We start from the raw sequence: 18,930 nt of genomic DNA, 5'->3' as shown, positions 1-18,930 counted from the left end.
GTTTCCTGCGCGCATGACATGACGGGGGGCAGGATGGATCTGGGTATCAAGGGCAAGCGCGCATTGGTCTGCGCCGCATCGAAGGGGCTGGGACGCGGCTGCGCCGAGGCTCTGGCCGAGGCGGGCGTGAATCTGGTCATCAACAGCCGCACCGAGGCCGAGATCACCGCCACCGCGTCCGAAATCGGCGCGAAATACGGCGTCGAGGTCACCCCGGTCGCAGCCGACATCACGACCGAGGAAGGCCGTGCCAAGGTTCTGGCGGCGCTTGGCGATGCCGACATCCTGGTGACCAATGCGGGCGGTCCGCCGCCGGGCGACTGGCGCGACTGGGACCGCGACGACTTCATCCGCGCGCTGGATGCGAACATGCTGTCGGCGGTCGCGCTGATGCAGGCGCTGGTGCCGGGCATGATGGATCGCGGCTGGGGTCGGGTCGTCAACATCACCTCGCAATCGGTGCGCTCGCCCATTCCGGCACTGGGGCTGTCGAACAGTGCGCGGGCGGGGCTGACCGGTTTCGTGGCGGGCATGTCGCGCCAGGTGGCAGGCAGCGGCGTCTGCGTGAACAACCTGCTGCCCGGCATCCACGCCACCGACCGCGCCAACAGCCTGGACGACGGGGTGGCCGGCCGCCAGGGCATCACCCGCGACGAGGCCCGCAAGCAGCGCGAGGCGAACATTCCCGCCGGCACCTATGGCACGGCCGAGGATTTCGGCGCGACCTGCGCATTCCTGTGCAGCCAGCAGGCGCGGTTCATCGTGGGGCAGAACATCCTGCTCGACGGTGGGGCGCTGAACGTCACCGTCTGAGGAACGAAACGGAATACCCTTGCCCGACGCGCCCAGACTGGAGGTCCGCAACCTCACCCGCCGCTTCGACGGTCGCGCCGTGGTCGACAATGTCGACTTCGCGGTCGAGGCAGGCCAGGTGGCCTGCCTGCTGGGCCCGTCGGGCTGCGGGAAATCGACCACGCTGCGCATTCTTGCCGGCGTGGACATGCAGGATCACGGGCGGATCTTCGTCGATGGGCGGCTGATCTGCGACACCGATTTCCGCGTGCCGCCCGAACGGCGCGCGATCGGCCTGATGTTCCAGGATTTTGCGCTGTTTCCACATCTTCCCGTCCGCGACAACGTGGCCTTCGGGTTGAAGGGCGGTTTCGCCGCCAATCGCGACCGGGTGCTGGACCTTCTGGACCGTGTGCGCATGACCGCGCATCTGGACAGCTATCCCCATGAACTGTCGGGGGGCGAACAGCAGCGGGTCGCCCTGGCCCGCGCCCTGGCGCCGCGTCCGCGCGTGCTGCTGATGGACGAACCTTTCAGCGGTCTGGACGAACGCCTGCGCGACGGCATCCGCGACGAGACGCTGGCCCTGCTGAAGGAAGAAGGCACCGCCGTCCTTCTGGTGACGCATGAACCGCACGAAGCCATGCGCATGGCCGACCAGATCCTGCTGATGCGCGACGGGCGCATCGTGCAGCAGGGCGCGCCCTACAATCTCTACAATGCGCCGGTGGACAAGCAGGCGGCGGGGTTCTTCAGCGACATCAACCTGCTGACCGGTCGCGTCTCCGGGGCGCTGACGCAGACCCCCTTCGGCGAATTCCTGACCCCCGGCCTGCCCGACGGCTCCGAGGTCGATATCGTCATCCGCCCGCAGCATCTGAAGATCGATTTCGACCGCGCGGGCCAGGGCCCCGCCCCCACTGCCGAGAACGGCACCGCCGCGCGGGCTCGTGTCCGGCGCGCGCGCTATCTGGGGCGCGAATCGCTGGTCGAATTCGCCACCGACGAGGGCGGCATCCTGCTGAACGCGACGGTGCCCGGCGTCTTCTTGCCGCCCGAGGGCACGCCGATGTGGCTGATGCTGCGCCGCGACCGCGTCTTCGTCTTTCCCCGTCAGCCGAAATCCGCGCCGACCGACGCCGCGCGGTAATCCGCCAGCACGCCCGCCAGATGCAGGCGGCGTCCCTGCGGATCGGCCAGCCGGTGGCACAGCCGCGCCGCGCGGGCGATGATGGAACGACATTCCCCCGGATTGCGTCGCGCCCATTCCAAGCGGTCGGTCAGATCGGTCGCCGCAGGGGCCAGCGGAACATAGTGCCGCCAAGGCCTGAAGATCGCGGTCATGCAGCCTTCCCAGCCCGTCTCCTCTTGCAGGACCAGTTCCTGCCCGCCGATCAGCGGCATCAGATCCGCATCGCCCGCCGTCCCGCCCAGGCAGATGCGATAGCGCGGATGCCCCGCCGGGGGTGCCGCGCAGGGCAGCGCATCGCCCATGCGCGCGATCACGCGGGCGATGCGCGGTTCGGGGGCGAAGGCCATGTCGATCCCCGCCATTCCCTGATGTGCCGCAACCGCCTGCCAGCGGGCCGTACGCGTCAGCGCCAGCTCGGCTTGGGCATCGCCCTGCAGCACGCGATCGGTCAGGGACTCGGCCGAAGGGGGCAGTTCGGTCCAGCAGGTATCGGGCGCATATCCCGACAGCCCCCCGCGCCAGAGGGCAAGGTCGTCGCGATCGTCGAAATCCGGCCCCTCGGGGCGCGGCCAGCCCGGAAAGCCGTCATTGCCGATGCGGTGCAGCCAGGGCGCGGGCCAGAGGAACAGGTTCGCGGCCCCCTTGCGCCGCAGGCCGACCAGGACCGGTCCGCCCGCCTCGGGTCCACCCGGCCCACCCGCGGTGCAGGCCGGGCGCATGTCCAGCCAGTATCGCCCGCCATCCGCCACCCCGGCGATGTCGTTCACCGCGTTCATCACCCGCAGCAGGCCGGGCCGTTCGGCATCGCACAGGAACCGCCCGTCAGGCCCGCGCCGCAACGGCAGATCGCCCCCTTCGGGCGTCCTTACGCGGCCTGCATCCAGATCCAGGCAGACCGCCGCGGGCAGGGGCGCGCCGCGGCCCGCATGGCTGCGTGCGGGCCGGGCATTCGCAGCCAGCCGTTCCGCCAGTTTCCGCCGCGTGTCATCGTCGATATCCCGCCCCAGTGGCCGCGTCGCCGCCATCCGGGCCACCAGCGGACGCCTGTCGGCCCGCGCCCGACGCACGCCCTTGCCCGGAAGCTCGAGGCAGATCGGCAGATCGAACCACGGCGCCAGCGCATCGCGGTAATCACCGGGGGCCGCATGATCTATATCGATCTCGACCAGTTCGGGGCGGCCCGCGAAATGGGCGCGCACGCCGGCCAGATGCCGGTCCCAGTCCTGCGCCCAGATATCCGCCAGACCCCCCAGGCCCACCCCCGACGAGGCCGCGAAGCTGCGCGCATAGGCCCCACCCCGATGCAGATAGCGGCTGGCGATCCAGTCATCCCTGTCGCGGGTGTTCAGCAGGAAGACCGACCCCGGATAATGCCGATCCAGCAGCGCGTATTCCTTGAATGCCTCGACCACCGGCATGTTGAGGAACCGCACCGATTCCATGTCGGTGAAGACCTGCACGCTGTCGGCCCAACGCGCCAGCGGCCTGCGACCCGTCAGCCGGGAATAGGCGATATCCTCGGCCAGGGCGCCTTCCAGCCAATGGGCGGCGGGAATGCCGTTCATGTCGAACAGCTTCGCGATGAAGGTCGTGCCGCATTTGTTGAACCCGATCTGGAACAGCTTGCCCCCCGTCGCCCCGTCCCGCATGTGCCGTCCCTTCAGCAAATTGGCCGGACGATGCGACCCGCCCTGCCGGCTGTCAATGCTGCCCCTTTGGCGGGCGGAAAACGCCGCTTCGGCGACCGGATGCGACAAATCCCTTGCCATGCGATGCGACGGAAGCTAGCAGCGAAAACAGGAATTCGGGAGACACCGGCCATGCGCCGGGGCCGAAGGAGCAGCCGCCCCGGCGAACTCTCAGGCAAAAGGACCGTCTTCCACCAGAACTCTGGAGAGTGGCCGATCGGCCCGCCGAAGGGATAACGATCTCAGGCGTCCGCAAGGACAGGGACAGAGGGGGCATCGAAGCGCGGGGATCTTCCCCGCAGGACCGATGCCGGCTGACCGGCAGGAAGCGATGACAGGGGAGGGCCGGCATGGCCGAAACGCGTCGAACCGGGTTGAACGATCTGCACAGGGAACTGGGCGCACGCATGGTGCCCTTCGCGGGCTGGGACATGCCCGTGCAATTCCCGATGGGGGTCATGGCCGAACATCTTCACACCCGTCAGAAGGCGGGCCTGTTCGATGTGGGCCACATGGGCCAGGTGCTGATCCATCCGCAGGACGGCGACATCGCCAGCGCGGCCCTTGCGCTGGAAACGGTGATCGCGGCGGATGTGGCCTCGCTGCCCGAGGGGCGCCAGCGCTACGGGCTGTTCACCAATGACGAAGGCGGCATCCTGGACGACCTGATGTTCGCCAATCGCGGCGATCACTTTCTTCTGGTGGTGAACGCGGCCTGCGTGGATCAGGACATCGCGATCCTGCAGGGCGTGGCGGGTGTCACCGTCACCCCCGTCACCGATCGCGGGCTTCTGGCGCTGCAGGGTCCGCAGGCCGCCGAGGTGCTGGCCCGGATCATCCCCGAGGCCGCGGACATGCGCTTCATGGACAGCCTGACGCTGGACTGGCAGGGCCACGCGCTCTGGTTCTCGCGCTCGGGCTATACGGGCGAGGACGGCTACGAGATCTCGGTCCCCGGGGCGCAGGTCGAGGCATTCGCCCGCGCGCTGCTGGACCACCCCGAGGTCGCGCCCATCGGCCTGGGTGCCCGCGACAGCCTGCGGCTGGAGGCAGGGATGCCGCTCTATGGTCACGACATGGATGCGGGCGTCACACCCGGCGCGGCGGGGCTGGGCTGGGCGGTGTCCAAGGCCCGCCGCACCGGCGGCGCGCGCGAAGGCGGCTTTCCCGGCGCGGGCGTGATCCTGACCGAACTGGCGCAGGGCGCCGCGTCCATGCGCCGGGGCCTGCGCCCCGAAGGACGCGCGCCGCTTCGCGAAGGCGTCGTGATCTTCCCTGACGCCGCGGGCGGCGACCCGATCGGCACCGTCAGCTCGGGCGGGTTCGGCCCGTCCGTCGGCGGCCCGATCGCCATGGCGCGCATCCCCGCCGAGATTCCCGAAGGTGCCACCGTCCATGCCGAGCTGCGCGGCAAGCGCGTTCCCGCAACGGTCGTGGCACTTCCCTTCATCACCCCAAGCTACAAGCGCTGAGGAGCGTCCCCATGCTGAAATACACCGAAGATCACGAATGGCTGCGCAGCGACGGCGACGAGGTCACCGTCGGCATCACCAAGCACGCCAGCGAACAGCTGGGCGATGTCGTCTTCATCGAACTGCCCGAAGAGGGCCGCGAGGTCGAGGCGGGCGAGGAGATCGTCGTGATCGAATCCGTGAAGGCCGCGTCCGACATCACCGCCCCCGTCGCGGGCGTCATCACCGCCGTGAACGCCGACCTGGCCGATGCGCCCGCCACCGTGAACGAGGACCCGATGGGCACCTGGTTCTTCCGCATCAAGCCCACCGACGCCTCGGCTGTCGAAGGCTTCATGGACGAAGCGGCCTATCAGGCGCTGATCGGCTGACATGTTTCACGGGGGCCCGGACGGCCCCCGTTCTCACACCAAGGCAAGGGGCACCCGCCCCGGATGGATGCGCGCATGACCCGCTGGAACCCCACCGACTACAACCCCGACGATTTCGCCAATCGCCGCCATATCGGCCCCTCGCCTGCCGAGATGGCGCAGATGCTGACCGCCGTGGGCGCCGACAGCCTGGACGCGCTGATCGACCAGACCGTTCCCAAGGCGATCCGCCAGGACGACCGCCTCGACTGGCCCGCCCTGTCCGAGGCCGCGCTGCTGGCCCGGATGGAGGAGGTCGCCAAGAAGAACCGCGTCATGACCAGCCTGATCGGGCAGGGTTACTACGGCACCGTCACGCCGCCCGCGATCCAGCGCAACATCCTGGAGAACCCGGCCTGGTACACCGCCTATACCCCCTATCAACCCGAGATCGCGCAGGGCCGGCTCGAAGCGCTGCTGAACTTCCAGACGATGGTCGCGGATCTGACCGGCCTGCCGGTGGCCAATGCGTCGCTTCTGGACGAGGCGACGGCGGCGGCCGAGGCGATGGCCATGGCGCGGCGTCAGTCGAAATCCAAGGCCGATGCCTTCTTCGTGGCCCATGACCTGCATCCCCAGACCATTTCCGTGATCGAGACGCGCGCCGCCCCCCTGGGCATCCGCATCGTCACGGGGTCGATCGACGATCTGCAGGCCGATCAGGTCTTCGGCGCGATCTTCCAGTATCCGGGCACCTATGGCCATATCCGCGACCTGACCCCGGAAATCGAGGCACTGCACGAAGCCAAGGCGCTGGCCATCGTGGCGACCGACCTGCTGGCGCTGTGCCTGCTGAAGGAACCGGGCGCGATGGGCGCCGACATCGCGGTGGGCAGCGCGCAGCGCTTCGGCGTGCCGATGGGCTATGGCGGCCCGCACGCGGCCTTCATGTCCTGCCGGGACGAGCTGAAGCGCGCAATGCCGGGCCGCATCGTGGGCGTCAGCGTCGATGCGGCGGGCAACCAGGCCTATCGCCTGTCGCTGCAGACCCGCGAACAGCATATCCGCCGCGAGAAGGCCACGTCCAACGTCTGCACCGCGCAGGCGCTGCTGGCGGTCATGGCCAGCTTCTATGCGGTGTTCCACGGCCCCGTGGGCCTGCGCGCCATCGCGCAGCGCGTGCATCTGAACGCGGTCGCCATCGCCGATGCGCTGCGCGCCGCCGGGGCCGAGGTCGCGCCCGAGGCGTTCTTCGACACGGTGACCGTCAAGGTCGGTGTCGGTCAGCAGGGCATCATGGCCGCCGCCCGCCATCGCGGCATCAACCTGCGCCGCGTGGGCCGCGACCGCGTGGGCATCAGCGTCGACGAGACGACGGATGCAGGCGTCATCGCCCGCCTGCTGGACGCCTTCGGGATCGAGGATCAGGCTGCCCGCGCCGACAGCCCTGCCATCCCCGAGGCGCTGCTGCGCGAGCGCGACTACCTCACCCATCCGGTCTTTCACATGAACCGTGCCGAATCCGAGATGATGCGCTACATGCGTCGCCTGTCGGATCGCGACCTGGCGCTGGACCGGGCGATGATCCCGCTGGGGTCCTGCACCATGAAGCTGAACGCCGCGGCCGAGATGATGCCCTTCACCTGGCCCGAATTCGGCGCACTGCATCCCTTCGCCCCCGCCGATCAGGCCGCCGGTTACCACGAGGCGATCACCGACCTGACCCAGAAGCTGTGCCGCATCACCGGCTATGACGCGTTTTCCATGCAGCCCAACAGCGGCGCGCAGGGCGAATATGCGGGGCTGCTGACGATCCAGGCCTATCACCGTTCGCGTGGCGACGATCAGCGCGACATCTGCCTGATCCCGATGTCGGCCCATGGCACGAACCCCGCAACCGCGCAGATGTGCGGGATGAAGGTCGTGGTGGTGAAATCGGCTCCGAACGGCGATATCGACGTTCAGGATTTCGCCGACAAGGCCGCGAAGGCAGGCGACAAGCTGGCCGCCGTCATGATCACCTATCCCAGCACGCATGGCGTCTTCGAGGATACGGTCCGCCAAGTCTGCGACATCACGCATGACCACGGTGGGCAGGTCTATATCGACGGGGCCAACATGAACGCGCTGGTCGGGCTGGTCAAACCTGGCGAGATTGGCGGCGATGTCAGCCACCTGAACCTGCACAAGACCTTTGCCATCCCACATGGCGGCGGCGGCCCGGGCATGGGCCCCATCGGCGTCAAGTCGCACCTGGCGCCCTTCCTTCCGGGCGATCCGCGCACGGGCGAGGGCGCGGTCAGCGCGGCCCCCTATGGCAGCGCCTCGATCCTGCTGATCAGCTGGGCCTATTGCCTGATGATGGGCGGCGAGGGGCTGACCCAGGCGACCCGCGTGGCGATCCTGAACGCGAACTATATCGCGTCGCGCCTGGCCGGGGCCTATCCGATCCTGTTCATGGGCAATCGCGGTCGCGTGGCGCATGAATGCATCATCGACACCCGCCCCTTCGCCGATCATGGCGTGACCGTGGACGACATCGCCAAGCGCCTGATCGACAACGGTTTCCACGCGCCGACCATGTCCTGGCCGGTGGCGGGCACGCTGATGGTGGAACCCACGGAATCGGAAACCAAGGCCGAGATCGACCGCTTCATCGCCGCCATGCTGTCGATCCGCGACGAGATCACCGACGTGGCCGAGGAACGCATCGCGGTGGAACTGAGCCCGCTGCGCCACGCCCCCCACACGGTCGAGGATCTGGTCAAGGACTGGGACCGCCCCTATTCGCGCGAACAGGGCTGCTTCCCGGCAGGGTCGTTCCGCGTGGACAAGTACTGGCCGCCCGTCGGACGCGTGGACAACGTCTTCGGCGACCGCAACCTGGTCTGCACCTGCCCGCCCCTGGAAACCTATGCCGAGGCGGCCGAGTGAACCCGCAAGGCGGTCCCTTCGGGGGCCGCCACTGCCCGCCCGCAAGGCATCGCGCGCGGCAAACGCATGAAACCATGGAACGATCACGCCGCTCACGCGCTGTTGAAGGGTACGCCTTCCGGATACACGCCGACGTGACATCAGTTCCAAGAGGTTTCTCATGCCTTCAAGCACCCTCACCCCCCATCTTCACGCCAGGGAAGAGCTTGCCGCAAGGCTGATGGCCATTCCCGCGGCCCTCGCCCTGATCGCCGCCCTGATCGAGGTCTTCTGGACCGGCTCGGGCATCGCGGGCACGCCCGGCGCATGGCTGGCCGTCGCCGCCACCGCCGCGCTGTTCCTTGGGGCGCTGCTGGTGGGCGCGCTGCGACCCGGTGGCTTTCGGACCTTCCTGACGGTGATGCTGCTGGTGGGCGGGCTGCTGACCATCCTGTGCGCATGGTTCCTGGAGGCCGCATGGGTGATGCTTGCGGTGGCCGTCATGCTGATCGCATGGCTGATTTTCATCCTGATCGCGAGGTAACGGCCATGAAGCTGCACCTGACCCTTCTGACCCTGGCCGCACTGCCCGCGACCGCGCTGGCCCAGCAGACCGAATGGACCACCTTCCACGGTAACAAGATGGCGCAGAAATACAGCGCCTCGACCCAGATCACCCCGGACAATGTCGGCGATCTGGAAAAGGTCTGGGAGGTCCATACCGGCGACGTCTCGGACGGGTCGGGCGAGATCGCGGGCACCGTCTGGTCCGCCACCCCGATCCTGGCCAACGACCTTCTTTATATCGGGACGCCGTTCTACCGCATCCTGGCGATCGAGCCCGACACCGGCGAAGTCGTCTGGACCTACGAACCCGACGAGACGGTACTGGAACCCCTGACCCAGCCCGAGCTGAAGAATCGTGGCGTCACCTACTGGGAGGATCCCGAGGGCGGCGACGGTCCCTGCACGCGGCGCGTCATCATCGGCACGATGGACGCGCATCTGCATGCGGTCGATGCCGATGACGGCCAGCTGTGCGAGGGCTTCGGCGACGGCGGCATCCTGAACGTGAACCAGTGGAACACCCCGGACGCCAATTTTCCGCTGTCCCAGCTGCAACCGCCCACGGTCTTTCGCGACAAGCTGATCGTCGGCTGGGCGGGCAAGGACTGGCATGATGCGGACAATCCGCTCGGGTCGGTCTTCGGCGTGGATGCCCGCACCGGCGAACGCATCTGGACCTTCCATTCCATCCCCGAGGATTACGACGGCCTGACCGGCACGTCGAACGTCTGGACCGCCATGTCCGTCGACGAGGAAAACGGCCTCGTCTATCTGCCCGTCTCCAGCCCCAGCCCGGATTTCTATGGCGGCACGCGCCTGGACGAGATCCCGCTGGCGACCTCGGTCACGGCGGTGAACGGCGATACCGGAGAGGTCGAGTGGTCGCGCCAGCTGGTCCATCATGACATCTGGGATTACGATACCGTATCGGCGCCGACGCTGGTCGATATTCCCGGCGAAGGCGGCAGCACGCCCGCGCTGGTGCAGCCCACCAAGATGGGCCTGGCCTTCGTTCTGAACCGCCTCACGGGTGAGCCGATCTTCCCGATCGAGGAACGCGAGGTTCCCCAGACCGATGTCGAGGGCGAGGTCTCATCGCCCACCCAGCCCTATCCCAGCTTGCCGAAATCGCCCATCGGCGACGATTGGGGCGGGGTCTTCGGCTTGGCCGACATCGCGTCCTTCGGATACTGCTCGCGCAAGTTCGACGAGCTGCGCTACGAAGGGCGTTACACCCCGCCCTCGACCGAAGGGTCGCTGGCCTTTCCGGCCACGGCGGGCGGGATGCAGTGGGGCGGCGGCGCGGTCGATCCCGAAAACGGCATCCTCTACATCAACAGCTCTCGCGTGGCGCAGATCTACCAACTGATCGAGCGCGAGGAATATTCCGAGCTGACCTCGGGCGGGTCCGAGGCGACGGGCGGGCTGTTCCCGCAGACCGGTGCGCCCTTCGGTTTCCGGCTGACGAACTTCCTTAACCCGATGGGCATGCCCTGTTGGAAGCCCCCCTTCGGCGTCATGAGCGCGATCGACCTGAAATCGGGCGAAACCCTATGGGAGGTTCCCTTCGGCCAGGTCCAGAAATGGGGCTTCTACATGCCCGAAAGCTGGGGCTCGCCCACCATCGGGGGTCCGGTCGTCACCGCCTCGGGGCTGATCTTCATTGGGGCCTCGATGGATGCACGGGTCAGGGCGCTGGACGCCGCGACGGGCGACACGCTGTGGAAGGCGCAGGTCGATGCCCCCGCCGTTTCGGTGCCCGCGGTCTATGATTACGACGATCGCCAATACGTGGTCTTCGCGGTCGGCGGCAATTCCATCATCAAGCCGCAGGTCTCGGATCAACTGGTGGCCTTCGCCCTGCCCGAGGACTGACCGCACTGCCAGGAACCTTGCGGGGGCCCCTTGCCCGGGGCCCCTGCTGCGGGTCTTGACAAGGCCGCGAACGCGCGCAAAAAATCTGCGCATCGGGGCCGTAGCTCAGTTGGTAGAGCGCGTCGTTCGCAATGACGAGGTCAGGGGTTCGATTCCCCTCGGCTCCACCACCACATCCATCTTCATGCCGAACACGGCTGGACGGACGCGCCGCTTTCGCCGGGGTCTTGCGCATGGCGGCGTGTCGGGTTTGCACCCGTCATACGTTCCGCCACTCTACCGGACAAATTTCCCTGCGCAGTGTAAAGTAGCCTTTTCCCGTATGCGTCCTCGGCAACGTAGTGCGGTGCCGTATTACAGCGCTCAACCTTTGCACCACCCGGCCCTGCCATCGCGTGCCTCAGCGCCACTGACATGCACGTTCCCGGGGATCGGCATTACAGAACGCTCGTGCCATCGTTCGACTTCGCAGTTTCCATCGAAGTTTCCTTTTTATGGACATCTGACGATGGAATGCCGACCCGGATCCGCTCGACAGCAAGGTCTCCCGCAGCATCACCCGTCAGCGTCCAAGGATCCAACCCTGCCCTAGGCTGCGCCGACGGCATCGTGGTTCCGGTCGGCAGCCTGAATTCGCCTTCACGAAGATTACGGGCGGGACGTTCCGGGTCATATGCATCCGTGGCGAAATGCGGCCAAACTTAAAATAGCCTGCTGGCCGGCTCGATGCCGCCCTGGGATTCGCGAATCCCGGTCATCGTCGGGGGCATCCGCGTCCCGAAACCGCCTTGCAGATGCCTCGAACCGGGCCAAGTCAGGCGATCCGAGGCCCCGTTTATCCAGCATTAACAGCCCTGTCCGTCACAGTGACGCAGGCATGTCAGCTTTCGCTCGCTTTATCCTGCGAACTCGGTTAAGTTGCGGCTGCATCTCTATTTTCGAACACTGCTCCTTTTTACGGCTCAGCTTCGATCTTCAGCTTTGCCGGGTCGCCGCATACTGCGGGTGACATACTAAAAGGAATACGGATATGGCCAACGGCACCGTGAAATGGTTCAACGCCACCAAAGGCTTCGGCTTCATCGCTCCCGAGAACGGCAGCAAGGACGTCTTCGTGCACATCTCGGCAGTCGAGCGTGCAGGTCTGCGCGGCCTGAATGACGGCCAGGCCGTCACCTACGATCTCGAAAGCGATCGCAGCGGCCGCGAATCGGCTGTGAACCTCGCGCTGGCATAAGCCGCAGCTCGCGACATTCTGGGGGCGGGGTCGGCGCGTGCCGGCCCCGCCCTTGTTTTTATCATTCCCTTTTTCGAAACGAACATCCGACCGGCAGTCCGGCGGATGGAAGGACATCACATATGATCGAGATCCAGTGGGGCAGCCCGCTTCATTTCACCACCGACGCCCATGGCGGCACCCGACGCATCACCACCATCGAACAGGCCCAGCACTGGCTGCGCAAGAGCTGGCCCATCGACGACGACAGGCGCGTTCAGGCGATGAACCAGATCGACGCGGCGATGGAATGCATCGTGCCCGTGTCATCGGCACGCAGCGCATTCCTGTCGGCCGCGAATTCGGCTGGCCTCCGGCTGGAGGCCCCGGCCATCGAACTGCGCTGAGGCGGCCTTCGCCTCAGCTTTCGGAGACGCCCTCGGGCGCTTCCAGGCCCAGCCCCTCGGGCAGGCCCAGCATCAGGTTCAGGTTCTGGACCGCGGCGCCCGACGCCCCCTTGCCCAGATTGTCCAGCACCGCGACGACCAGCGCGCAGCCGCCATCCTCGTCGCCATGGACGCTGATCCGCATCCCGTTGGTGCCGTTCATCGCCTGCGGGTCGATGCGCGGGCCCAGGGGCTCGGCGCGGACGACCTTCACGAATTCCTGCCCGGCATAGTGATCGGCCAGCGCCTGGTGCAGCGCGCCGATGCTGCGGTCGTCATCCAGGTGCAGCGGCAGCTGGACGGCCATGCCCTGTGCGAAATTCCCGACCGAGGGCGCGAAGACCGGCTGCATCAGCAGGCCGCCATGGGTCATGATCTCGGGGATGTGCTTGTGGCGCTGGTTCAGGCCATAGACGAAATGGGCGGGCGCGGTGCCCGCCTCGTATTCGGCGACCAGCGCCTTGCCGCCGCCGGTATATCCGCTGACGGCATGGATCGACAGGGCCTCGGTCTCTTCGATGAGGCCCGCGGCGATCAGGGGCGCGACCATCGCGATCGCACCCGTGCTGTAACAGCCGGGATTGCTGACATGACGCGCCGAGGCGATGCGCTCGCGCATTTCGGGGGCCAGTTCGGCGAAACCGAAGACCCAGTCGGGATCGATCCGATGCGCGGTCGAGGCATCGATCAGCCGGACATCCATGTCCTGCGTCATCTGCACCGCATCGCGCGCGGCATCGTCCGGCAGACACAGGATCGCCACATCGGCCTCGGCAAAGGCTTCGGCGCGGGCATCGGCATCCTTGCGGCGGGCCGGATCGACCTGGACCAGACGAATGTCGTCACGGCGCTGGAGCCGCTCGCGGATCTGCAGGCCGGTGGTGCCGGCTTCGCCATCGATGAACACGCTATGGGTCATGGGACATCCCTCTGATCGAACAGCCACATCCTTAGACGATCGTCCCCGGTCCGACAACGCCCCTGCCCGATCAGGTCGCGCAGATGTCCGAACGCGTCAGGAAGCGCCGCTCGCGCCCGTTGTCCAGGCTGAACATGCCGCCGCGCCCGGGCACAACGTCGATCACCAGGTCGGTATGCTTCCACGTCTCGTACTGGCTGGCCGAGATGTAGAAGGGCGCATCCCCCACCTGCCCCAGCTGCACGTCGCGTTCCCCGACCTTGAAGTCCCCCTGCGCATAGCACATGGGCGAGGAACCGTCGCAACACCCCCCCGATTGATGGAACAGGACGGGGCCGTGATCGGCCTCGATCTCGGCCAGAAGGGCCAGTGCCTCGGGGGTTGCGGTGACGGTGCTCATGGTTTCAGCCTCCTCCTCAGAAAATTCAGGACCTTGCGTTCGTCGGGATCCAGCCCCTGCCCCGCAAGGTCGCGGTCGATCCTGCCGCGGATCTCCAGCAGCAATTCGTCGGCCATCCACGCCTCGATGATCTGGGGATGGACATAGCATTTGCGGCAGATGGCGGGCGTGTTGCCCAGCCGCGCCGCGACGGATTCGATCACCTCGCGCAGGGTGCGGTCGCAGCCGGTCCGGGTGTCGTCGCGTTCGCATTCGGCCAGCGCCAGCGCGGCCAGCACGGTCCCGGTCCATGTCCGGAAATCCTTGGCCGACACGTCGCGCCCCGAGATCTCGCGCAGGTAGTCGTTCACCTCGCCCGAGGTGATGGGCCGGCGTTGCCCGTCATCGTCCAGATACTGGAACAGGTGCTGGCCCGGAATGTCCTGCAGGTTGCGGATGACGCGGGCCACCCGGCGGTCGGTCAGGCGCAGGTCCCATTCCTTGCCCGACTTGCCGGTGAAGCGGAACCGGATGCGGCTGCCTGTCAGATCCACATGGCGTTCACGCAGCGTGGTCAGTCCGTGGGACCGGTTCGTCCTGGCATATCGCGCATTGCCCACGCGGATCAGGCTGTGTTCCAGCAGATGCACGATGGTCGCCGCGACCTTGTCGAAGCCCAGGCCCCGCTTGCGCATGTCGGCATCGACCCGCGCCCGGATGCCGGGCAGCGCATCCGCGAATTCCAGCATGTGGTCGTATTTCGCCGATTCCCGCAGCGCCCGGAAATCGGGGTGATAGATATACTGCTTGCGCCCCTTGGCATCGCGGCCCGTCGCCTGGATATGGCCGCGGGGGTCGGGGCAGATCCAGACCTCGCGCCAGGCGGGTGGAATGGCCAACCCCTCCAGCCGCTTGCGCAGGGCGCGGTCGCGGATCGTGGCGCCATCCGCATCCAGATAGGTGAACCCCTTTCCGCATCCCCTGCGGCCAAGGCCCGGCATGTCGCCATCGACATGGAACAGCCCGATGCTGCGGGCTGCATCCCCTGCATCGACGACGCGGGCGTCGTCCTCGACCGTATCCTTGGGCATGGCGCATTCCGGCAGTGGATGAACTGGTGCCACAACGTCCGGCACCCCCCGGCGGTTGCGGCGATGGGGCGGCCCGGCAGGGACCGCCCCGATGCACGGCTCAGAAGAAGCCCAGCTTCTTCGAGCTGTAGCTGACCAGCATGTTCTTCGTCTGCTGGTAATGGTCCAGCATCATGCGATGGTTTTCCCGCCCGATGCCCGACTGCTTGTAGCCGCCGAAGGCCGCATGCGCCGGATAGGCGTGATAGCAGTTCGTCCACACGCGTCCCGCCTGGATGGCCCGCCCGAAGCGATAGCAGGTATTGGCCTCTCGCGACCACACGCCCGCCCCCAGACCATAGAGCGTGTCATTGGCGATCGATAGCGCCTCGGCATCGTCCTTGAAGGTGGTGACCGACACGACGGGGCCGAAGATCTCTTCTTGGAAGACGCGCATCTTGTTGTGCCCCTTCAGCACGGTTGGCTTGATATAGTAGCCGTTGGACAGTTCGCCCCCGTGATCCGCGGCCTCGCCCCCCGTCAAGACCTCGGCGCCTTCCTTCCGACCGATGTCGAAATAGGACAGGATCTTCTCTCGCTGCTCGCTGCTGGCCTGCGCGCCGATCATCGTGGCGCTGTCGCGCGGATCGCCCTGCACGATCTCCTCGACGCGCTTCAGGGCACGTTCCATGAAGCGGTCGTAGATCTTCTCGTGGATCAGCGCGCGCGACGGGCAGGTGCAGACCTCGCCCTGGTTCAGCGCGAACATGACGAAGCCCTCGATGGCCTTGTCGAAATAATCGTCATCCTCGCGGGTCACGTCCTCGAAGAAGACGTTGGGGGATTTGCCGCCCAGTTCCAGCGTGACGGGGATCAGGTTCTCGGACGCGTATTGCATGATCAGACGGCCCGTCGTCGTCTCGCCGGTAAAGGCGATCTTGGCGATGCGCGGATTGCTGGCCAGGGGCTTGCCCGCCTCCAGGCCGAAGCCGTTCACGACGTTCAGCACGCCCGGCGGCAGCAGGTCCCCCACCAGATCCAGGAACACCATGATGCTGGCGGGCGTTTGCTCGGCCGGTTTCAGCACCACGCAGTTCCCGGCGGCCAGTGCGGGCGCCAGCTTCCAGCAGGCCATCAGCAGTGGGAAGTTCCACGGTATGATCTGCCCCACAACGCCAAGCGGCTCGTGGAAATGATAGGCGATGGTGTCCTGGTCGATCTCGGAAATGCCGCCCTCCTGCGCGCGCAGGACCCCGGCGAAGTACCGGAAATGATCGACGGCCAAAGGCAGGTCGGCGGCCATCGTCTCGCGGATGGGCTTGCCGTTGTCCCATGTCTCGGCGGTGGCCAGAAGCTGCAGGTTCTGTTCCATCCGATCGGCGATCTTCAGCAGGATGCCCGACCGTTCGGTCGCCGACATCCGCCCCCAGCCGTCCTTGGCAGCATGGGCCGCATCCAGCGCGGCCTCGATGTCATCGGCATTGGACCGCGCGATCTCTCCGATCTCGCCGCCGGTGATGGGGGTCACGTTGGTGAAGTATTTCCCCGACCGCGGGGCGACCCATTTGCCTCCGATGAAATTGTCGTAGCGGCTGGCAAAGGGCATCACGCCCACGCCCTTGAATTCATGCGTCTGGTCGTTCGGCATCGTATCCTCCCATGGATGTCCGTGGCCCGGATCTCCCGCTCCGGGTGTGGTCCAAGGGTTGCAAGGGGCACGATTCGCGGCAATCTCCCGATCGTGCCGCAGTGCAGAAGCTGTCTCAGTCGTGGGACGGTCGGTCGTCCTGATGCCCGATCCCCAGCCGCGACATGCGCCGATACATGGTCGCGCGCCCGATCCCCAGGGCCCGCGCGGCCCGCGTCACGTTCCCGTCGGCCCGTGCCAGTGCCCGCATCAGGGCCGCGCGTTCGGCCCGGTCCAGCGCGGGCAGGTCGGCCTGTCCGCCCAGAAGGTCCGCGGCGGGACGCGGACGGATCGCGCCCTCGCGTTCCAGCCCCAGCATCCGCCGCGCCGCGCGCGTGGCGCCCACCGCCAGATCGTCGCGATCGACCGCCAGCAGCGCGGATGCATCGCCCCCCACCCCTGATGCCATGACGATCCGCGCGCCTTCGAAACTGCTGCGGAAGAAGATCGCCTCGATCGCGCGGGCGGTCTGCACCACCTGCGCCGAGATCAGGCGGTTGTAGCGTTCGGTCTGATCGGCGCGCGCGCTGCTGACATCCAGGGCTGCCAGAAGCCGCCCGTCCGGCCCCCAGATCGGTGCGTCCATGCAGGACATGCCGGTATTGCGGGTGTGGAAATGTTCGTCGCGATGGATGGTGACCTGCCGCCCCTCGGCCAGGCAGGTGCCGATGCCGTTGGTGCCCTGCACGGCCTCGGACCAGTCGGCCCCGACCCACAGACCCCAGCTTCGGAACTGCTGCGCATCGGCATCCGAGACGCGCTGATCCAGCACGACACCCTGTGCATCGGTCAGCATCACGTTGCAGCCCGACAGCCCCACGAGGTTGTACAGCTGGTCCAGCTGCGGTGTCGCGACGTCCAGGAAACCCGACATGGCCTGCCGTCTTCGCGCAAGCTGGCCTTCGGACAATCGGTCGGGGGCGCGGCGGTCGGCCGGGTCCAGCCCGTGCTTCATCAGTGAACGGCGCCAGGACGCCGCAAGGGCCGAGGTCGCGGAATTGGATTGCGACCGCGCGGCCACGAGATCCGCGTGGGTTCGTTCGCTCATGTGATCCTCCCTGTCGGGGATCATAGCATGACGGATGCGTTCCGGTCCGCGAGTTTCGTCGCGGACCGGAAATCGGCAGGATCTAGCGGACCGGACCCTCGGGCTTGATGGTGCCATCCATGCCGCGATCCGTGCCCTCGCCCGGATCGGTCCCACCCGGCGCGCCCGAAGGGGCGACCCGCGGCGCATAGGGCGGCAGCGCATCCGCCCCGTCGCGATAGAGAAGCGATGCACCCTTGTGGAACAGGTGCAGCGCCTGCGGATCGGCGGTCAAGTGCACCGTCTTGCCGTTCAGCCCCGGATGGATGCCCGGCAGCTTGGCGATGATCGGCACCACCTCGGCATTGCCGGTCCCGAAATAGAGCAGCGTCACCTCGCCCAACGCCTCGGTCAGATCCACCTTGCCCTGGAACAGTCCGGGGCCGTCGGTCTCGCGCATGTCCTCGGGGCGGACGCCCAGGTTCACGGGCATCCCCTCGTCGCCCGCGCGCGTGGGGATCGCCACCTGGGCGGTCAGTCCGCCATCCAGCTCGACCGTGGTGATCGGACCGATGGAGGTCACGCGACCGGGCAGCAGGTTCATGGCGGGGCTGCCGATGAACTGGGCCACGAATTCGTTGACCGGACGTTCGTACAGTTCCAGCGGCGCGCCGACCTGCGCGATGCCGCCGCCGGCCAGGACCACGATGCGGTCGGCCAGTGTCATGGCCTCGGTCTGGTCATGGGTGACATAGATCATCGTGCGGTCGGGCATGGACGCCTTCAGCTGCGCGATCTCGATCCGGGTGGCGACGCGCAGCGCCGCGTCCAGGTTCGACAGCGGCTCGTCGAACAGATAGACCTTGGGATCGCGCACGATGGCCCGCCCGATGGCCACCCGCTGACGCTGCCCGCCCGACAGCGCCTTGGGCAGCCGGTCCAGATAAGGCGTCAGCTGCAGCATTTTGCCCGCGCGATCCGTCGCCTCTTGGATCTGGTCCTTGGACTGGCCCGCGATCTTCAACGCGAAGGCCATGTTGTCGCGCACCGTCATGTGCGGATAGAGCGCGTAGGACTGGAACACCATCGCGATGCCGCGCTGGCTGGGCGGGATGTCGTTCATCCGCTGCCCGTCGATATCCAGCGTGCCCGCGCTGATCTGTTCCAGCCCGGCGATCATGCGCAGCAGCGTGGACTTGCCGCAGCCGGACGGCCCGACGAAGACGATGAACTCGCCCGAGCGGATGTCGAGGTCGATATCGCTGAGGACCTGCACGTCGCCATAGGACTTGGCGACGCCGTCCAGCCTGAGATCTGCCATCTTCGGTCTTTCCCCC

General features: G+C 67.0%; 16 protein-coding genes, 1 tRNA gene and 1 riboswitch. Of the genes, 10 read left to right on the top strand and 7 right to left on the bottom strand.

Going from position 1 to position 18,930, the window contains the following annotated elements; translation table 11 throughout:
- The first annotated feature begins 33 nt into the window (after positions 1-33).
- Together KO490_RS00750 and KO490_RS00745 are read left to right on the top strand one after the other, a co-directional pair.
- On the top strand, positions 34-813 hold the full coding sequence (locus KO490_RS00750) for an SDR family oxidoreductase (RefSeq protein ID WP_216017493.1): 780 nt from the start codon (positions 34-36) through the stop codon (positions 811-813).
- A 19-nt stretch (positions 814-832) separates the two neighbouring features.
- On the top strand, positions 833-1,942 hold the full coding sequence (locus KO490_RS00745) for an ABC transporter ATP-binding protein (RefSeq protein WP_216017492.1): 1,110 nt from the start codon (positions 833-835) through the stop codon (positions 1,940-1,942).
- On the opposite strand, the gene KO490_RS00740 is transcribed toward KO490_RS00745, so the two are convergent.
- Positions 1,906-3,633 (bottom strand): glycosyl transferase family 90, encoded by a 1,728-nt coding sequence (locus KO490_RS00740; protein WP_216017491.1) that lies wholly within the window; start codon positions 3,631-3,633, stop codon positions 1,906-1,908. The genes KO490_RS00745 and KO490_RS00740 overlap by 37 nt on opposite strands.
- 146 nt (positions 3,634-3,779) lie before the next feature.
- Positions 3,780-3,869, top strand: a riboswitch (glycine riboswitch).
- Positions 3,870-4,022: 153 nt separating this feature from the next.
- Here KO490_RS00740 and gcvT point away from each other — a divergent pair.
- The 8 genes from gcvT to KO490_RS00705 all read left to right on the top strand — a co-directional run bounded on the left by gcvT (position 4,023) and on the right by KO490_RS00705 (position 12,472).
- Entirely contained in the window at positions 4,023-5,144 is a 1,122-nt protein-coding gene (gene gcvT / locus KO490_RS00735) for a glycine cleavage system aminomethyltransferase GcvT (protein ID WP_216017490.1), read from the top strand.
- A gap of 11 nt (positions 5,145-5,155) precedes the next feature.
- Complete coding sequence (gcvH, locus tag KO490_RS00730; RefSeq protein ID WP_216017489.1) at positions 5,156-5,515, top strand: glycine cleavage system protein GcvH; 360 nt, start codon at positions 5,156-5,158, stop codon at positions 5,513-5,515.
- Between the two features lie 75 nt (positions 5,516-5,590).
- Complete coding sequence (gene gcvP, locus KO490_RS00725) at positions 5,591-8,428, top strand: aminomethyl-transferring glycine dehydrogenase (RefSeq protein WP_216017488.1); 2,838 nt, start codon at positions 5,591-5,593, stop codon at positions 8,426-8,428.
- A gap of 160 nt (positions 8,429-8,588) precedes the next feature.
- The gene (locus tag KO490_RS16375) at positions 8,589-8,951 is read left to right on the top strand and encodes a hypothetical protein (protein WP_252726925.1); all 363 of its coding nucleotides are present in this window, start codon (positions 8,589-8,591) and stop codon (positions 8,949-8,951) included.
- A 5-nt stretch (positions 8,952-8,956) separates the two neighbouring features.
- Positions 8,957-10,849 carry a pyrroloquinoline quinone-dependent dehydrogenase gene (locus tag KO490_RS00720; RefSeq protein ID WP_252726924.1) on the top strand — a complete coding sequence of 631 codons (1,893 nt, stop codon included), beginning with the start codon at positions 8,957-8,959 and terminating at the stop codon, positions 10,847-10,849.
- A gap of 94 nt (positions 10,850-10,943) precedes the next feature.
- Positions 10,944-11,019, top strand: a tRNA-Ala gene (locus tag KO490_RS00715).
- A gap of 860 nt (positions 11,020-11,879) precedes the next feature.
- Positions 11,880-12,086, top strand: coding sequence for a cold-shock protein (locus tag KO490_RS00710; RefSeq protein ID WP_216017486.1), 207 nt, complete (start codon positions 11,880-11,882; stop codon positions 12,084-12,086).
- A 122-nt stretch (positions 12,087-12,208) separates the two neighbouring features.
- The gene (locus tag KO490_RS00705; protein WP_216017485.1) at positions 12,209-12,472 is read left to right on the top strand and encodes a DUF982 domain-containing protein; all 264 of its coding nucleotides are present in this window, start codon (positions 12,209-12,211) and stop codon (positions 12,470-12,472) included.
- Positions 12,473-12,485: 13 nt separating this feature from the next.
- Here KO490_RS00705 and argC read toward each other — a convergent pair whose 3' ends face one another.
- The 6 genes from argC to KO490_RS00675 form a co-directional block, all read right to left on the bottom strand.
- The gene (argC, locus tag KO490_RS00700; protein WP_216017484.1) at positions 12,486-13,430 is read right to left on the bottom strand and encodes an N-acetyl-gamma-glutamyl-phosphate reductase; all 945 of its coding nucleotides are present in this window, start codon (positions 13,428-13,430) and stop codon (positions 12,486-12,488) included.
- Between the two features lie 70 nt (positions 13,431-13,500).
- Positions 13,501-13,830, bottom strand: coding sequence for a DUF779 domain-containing protein (locus tag KO490_RS00695; RefSeq protein ID WP_216017483.1), 330 nt, complete (start codon positions 13,828-13,830; stop codon positions 13,501-13,503).
- Positions 13,827-14,900 carry a DNA topoisomerase IB gene (locus KO490_RS00690; RefSeq protein ID WP_216017482.1) on the bottom strand — a complete coding sequence of 358 codons (1,074 nt, stop codon included), beginning with the start codon at positions 14,898-14,900 and terminating at the stop codon, positions 13,827-13,829. Before KO490_RS00690 ends, KO490_RS00695 begins: the two co-directional genes overlap by 4 nt.
- Positions 14,901-15,000: 100 nt before the next feature.
- The gene (gene adh / locus KO490_RS00685) at positions 15,001-16,527 is read right to left on the bottom strand and encodes an aldehyde dehydrogenase (RefSeq protein ID WP_216017481.1); all 1,527 of its coding nucleotides are present in this window, start codon (positions 16,525-16,527) and stop codon (positions 15,001-15,003) included.
- Positions 16,528-16,642: 115 nt separating this feature from the next.
- Positions 16,643-17,614, bottom strand: a complete 972-nt coding sequence (locus KO490_RS00680; RefSeq protein ID WP_216017480.1) for a GAF domain-containing protein — start codon at positions 17,612-17,614, stop codon at positions 16,643-16,645.
- Between the two features lie 82 nt (positions 17,615-17,696).
- Complete coding sequence (locus tag KO490_RS00675; RefSeq protein ID WP_216017479.1) at positions 17,697-18,914, bottom strand: ABC transporter ATP-binding protein; 1,218 nt, start codon at positions 18,912-18,914, stop codon at positions 17,697-17,699.
- Positions 18,915-18,930 lie beyond the last annotated feature (16 nt).

The organism is Paracoccus sp. C2R09, from assembly GCF_018860625.1.
In the GTDB taxonomy this organism is placed as follows: domain Bacteria; phylum Pseudomonadota; class Alphaproteobacteria; order Rhodobacterales; family Rhodobacteraceae; genus Paracoccus.
Note: the sequence above shows the minus strand (reverse complement) of the source record. Positions and strands in the feature narration are given on the sequence as shown.

Bases quoted from the DNA above. Each gene is read 5' to 3' on its own strand.
- KO490_RS00675 (WP_216017479.1), bottom strand. From the start codon at position 18,914: ATGGCAGATCTCAGGCTGGACGGCGTCGCCAAGTCCTATGGCGACGTG.
- gcvP (WP_216017488.1), top strand. From the start codon at position 5,591: ATGACCCGCTGGAACCCCACCGACTACAACCCCGACGATTTCGCCAAT.
- KO490_RS00710 (WP_216017486.1), top strand. From the start codon at position 11,880: ATGGCCAACGGCACCGTGAAATGGTTCAACGCCACCAAAGGCTTCGGC.
- KO490_RS16375 (WP_252726925.1), top strand. From the start codon at position 8,589: ATGCCTTCAAGCACCCTCACCCCCCATCTTCACGCCAGGGAAGAGCTT.
- KO490_RS00680 (WP_216017480.1), bottom strand. From the start codon at position 17,614: ATGAGCGAACGAACCCACGCGGATCTCGTGGCCGCGCGGTCGCAATCC.
- KO490_RS00695 (WP_216017483.1), bottom strand. From the start codon at position 13,830: ATGAGCACCGTCACCGCAACCCCCGAGGCACTGGCCCTTCTGGCCGAG.
- KO490_RS00750 (WP_216017493.1), top strand. From the start codon at position 34: ATGGATCTGGGTATCAAGGGCAAGCGCGCATTGGTCTGCGCCGCATCG.
- KO490_RS00705 (WP_216017485.1), top strand. From the start codon at position 12,209: ATGATCGAGATCCAGTGGGGCAGCCCGCTTCATTTCACCACCGACGCC.
- gcvT (WP_216017490.1), top strand. From the start codon at position 4,023: ATGGCCGAAACGCGTCGAACCGGGTTGAACGATCTGCACAGGGAACTG.
- gcvH (WP_216017489.1), top strand. From the start codon at position 5,156: ATGCTGAAATACACCGAAGATCACGAATGGCTGCGCAGCGACGGCGAC.
- adh (WP_216017481.1), bottom strand. From the start codon at position 16,527: ATGCCGAACGACCAGACGCATGAATTCAAGGGCGTGGGCGTGATGCCC.
- KO490_RS00720 (WP_252726924.1), top strand. From the start codon at position 8,957: ATGAAGCTGCACCTGACCCTTCTGACCCTGGCCGCACTGCCCGCGACC.
- argC (WP_216017484.1), bottom strand. From the start codon at position 13,430: ATGACCCATAGCGTGTTCATCGATGGCGAAGCCGGCACCACCGGCCTG.
- KO490_RS00690 (WP_216017482.1), bottom strand. From the start codon at position 14,900: ATGCCCAAGGATACGGTCGAGGACGACGCCCGCGTCGTCGATGCAGGG.
- KO490_RS00740 (WP_216017491.1), bottom strand. From the start codon at position 3,633: ATGCGGGACGGGGCGACGGGGGGCAAGCTGTTCCAGATCGGGTTCAAC.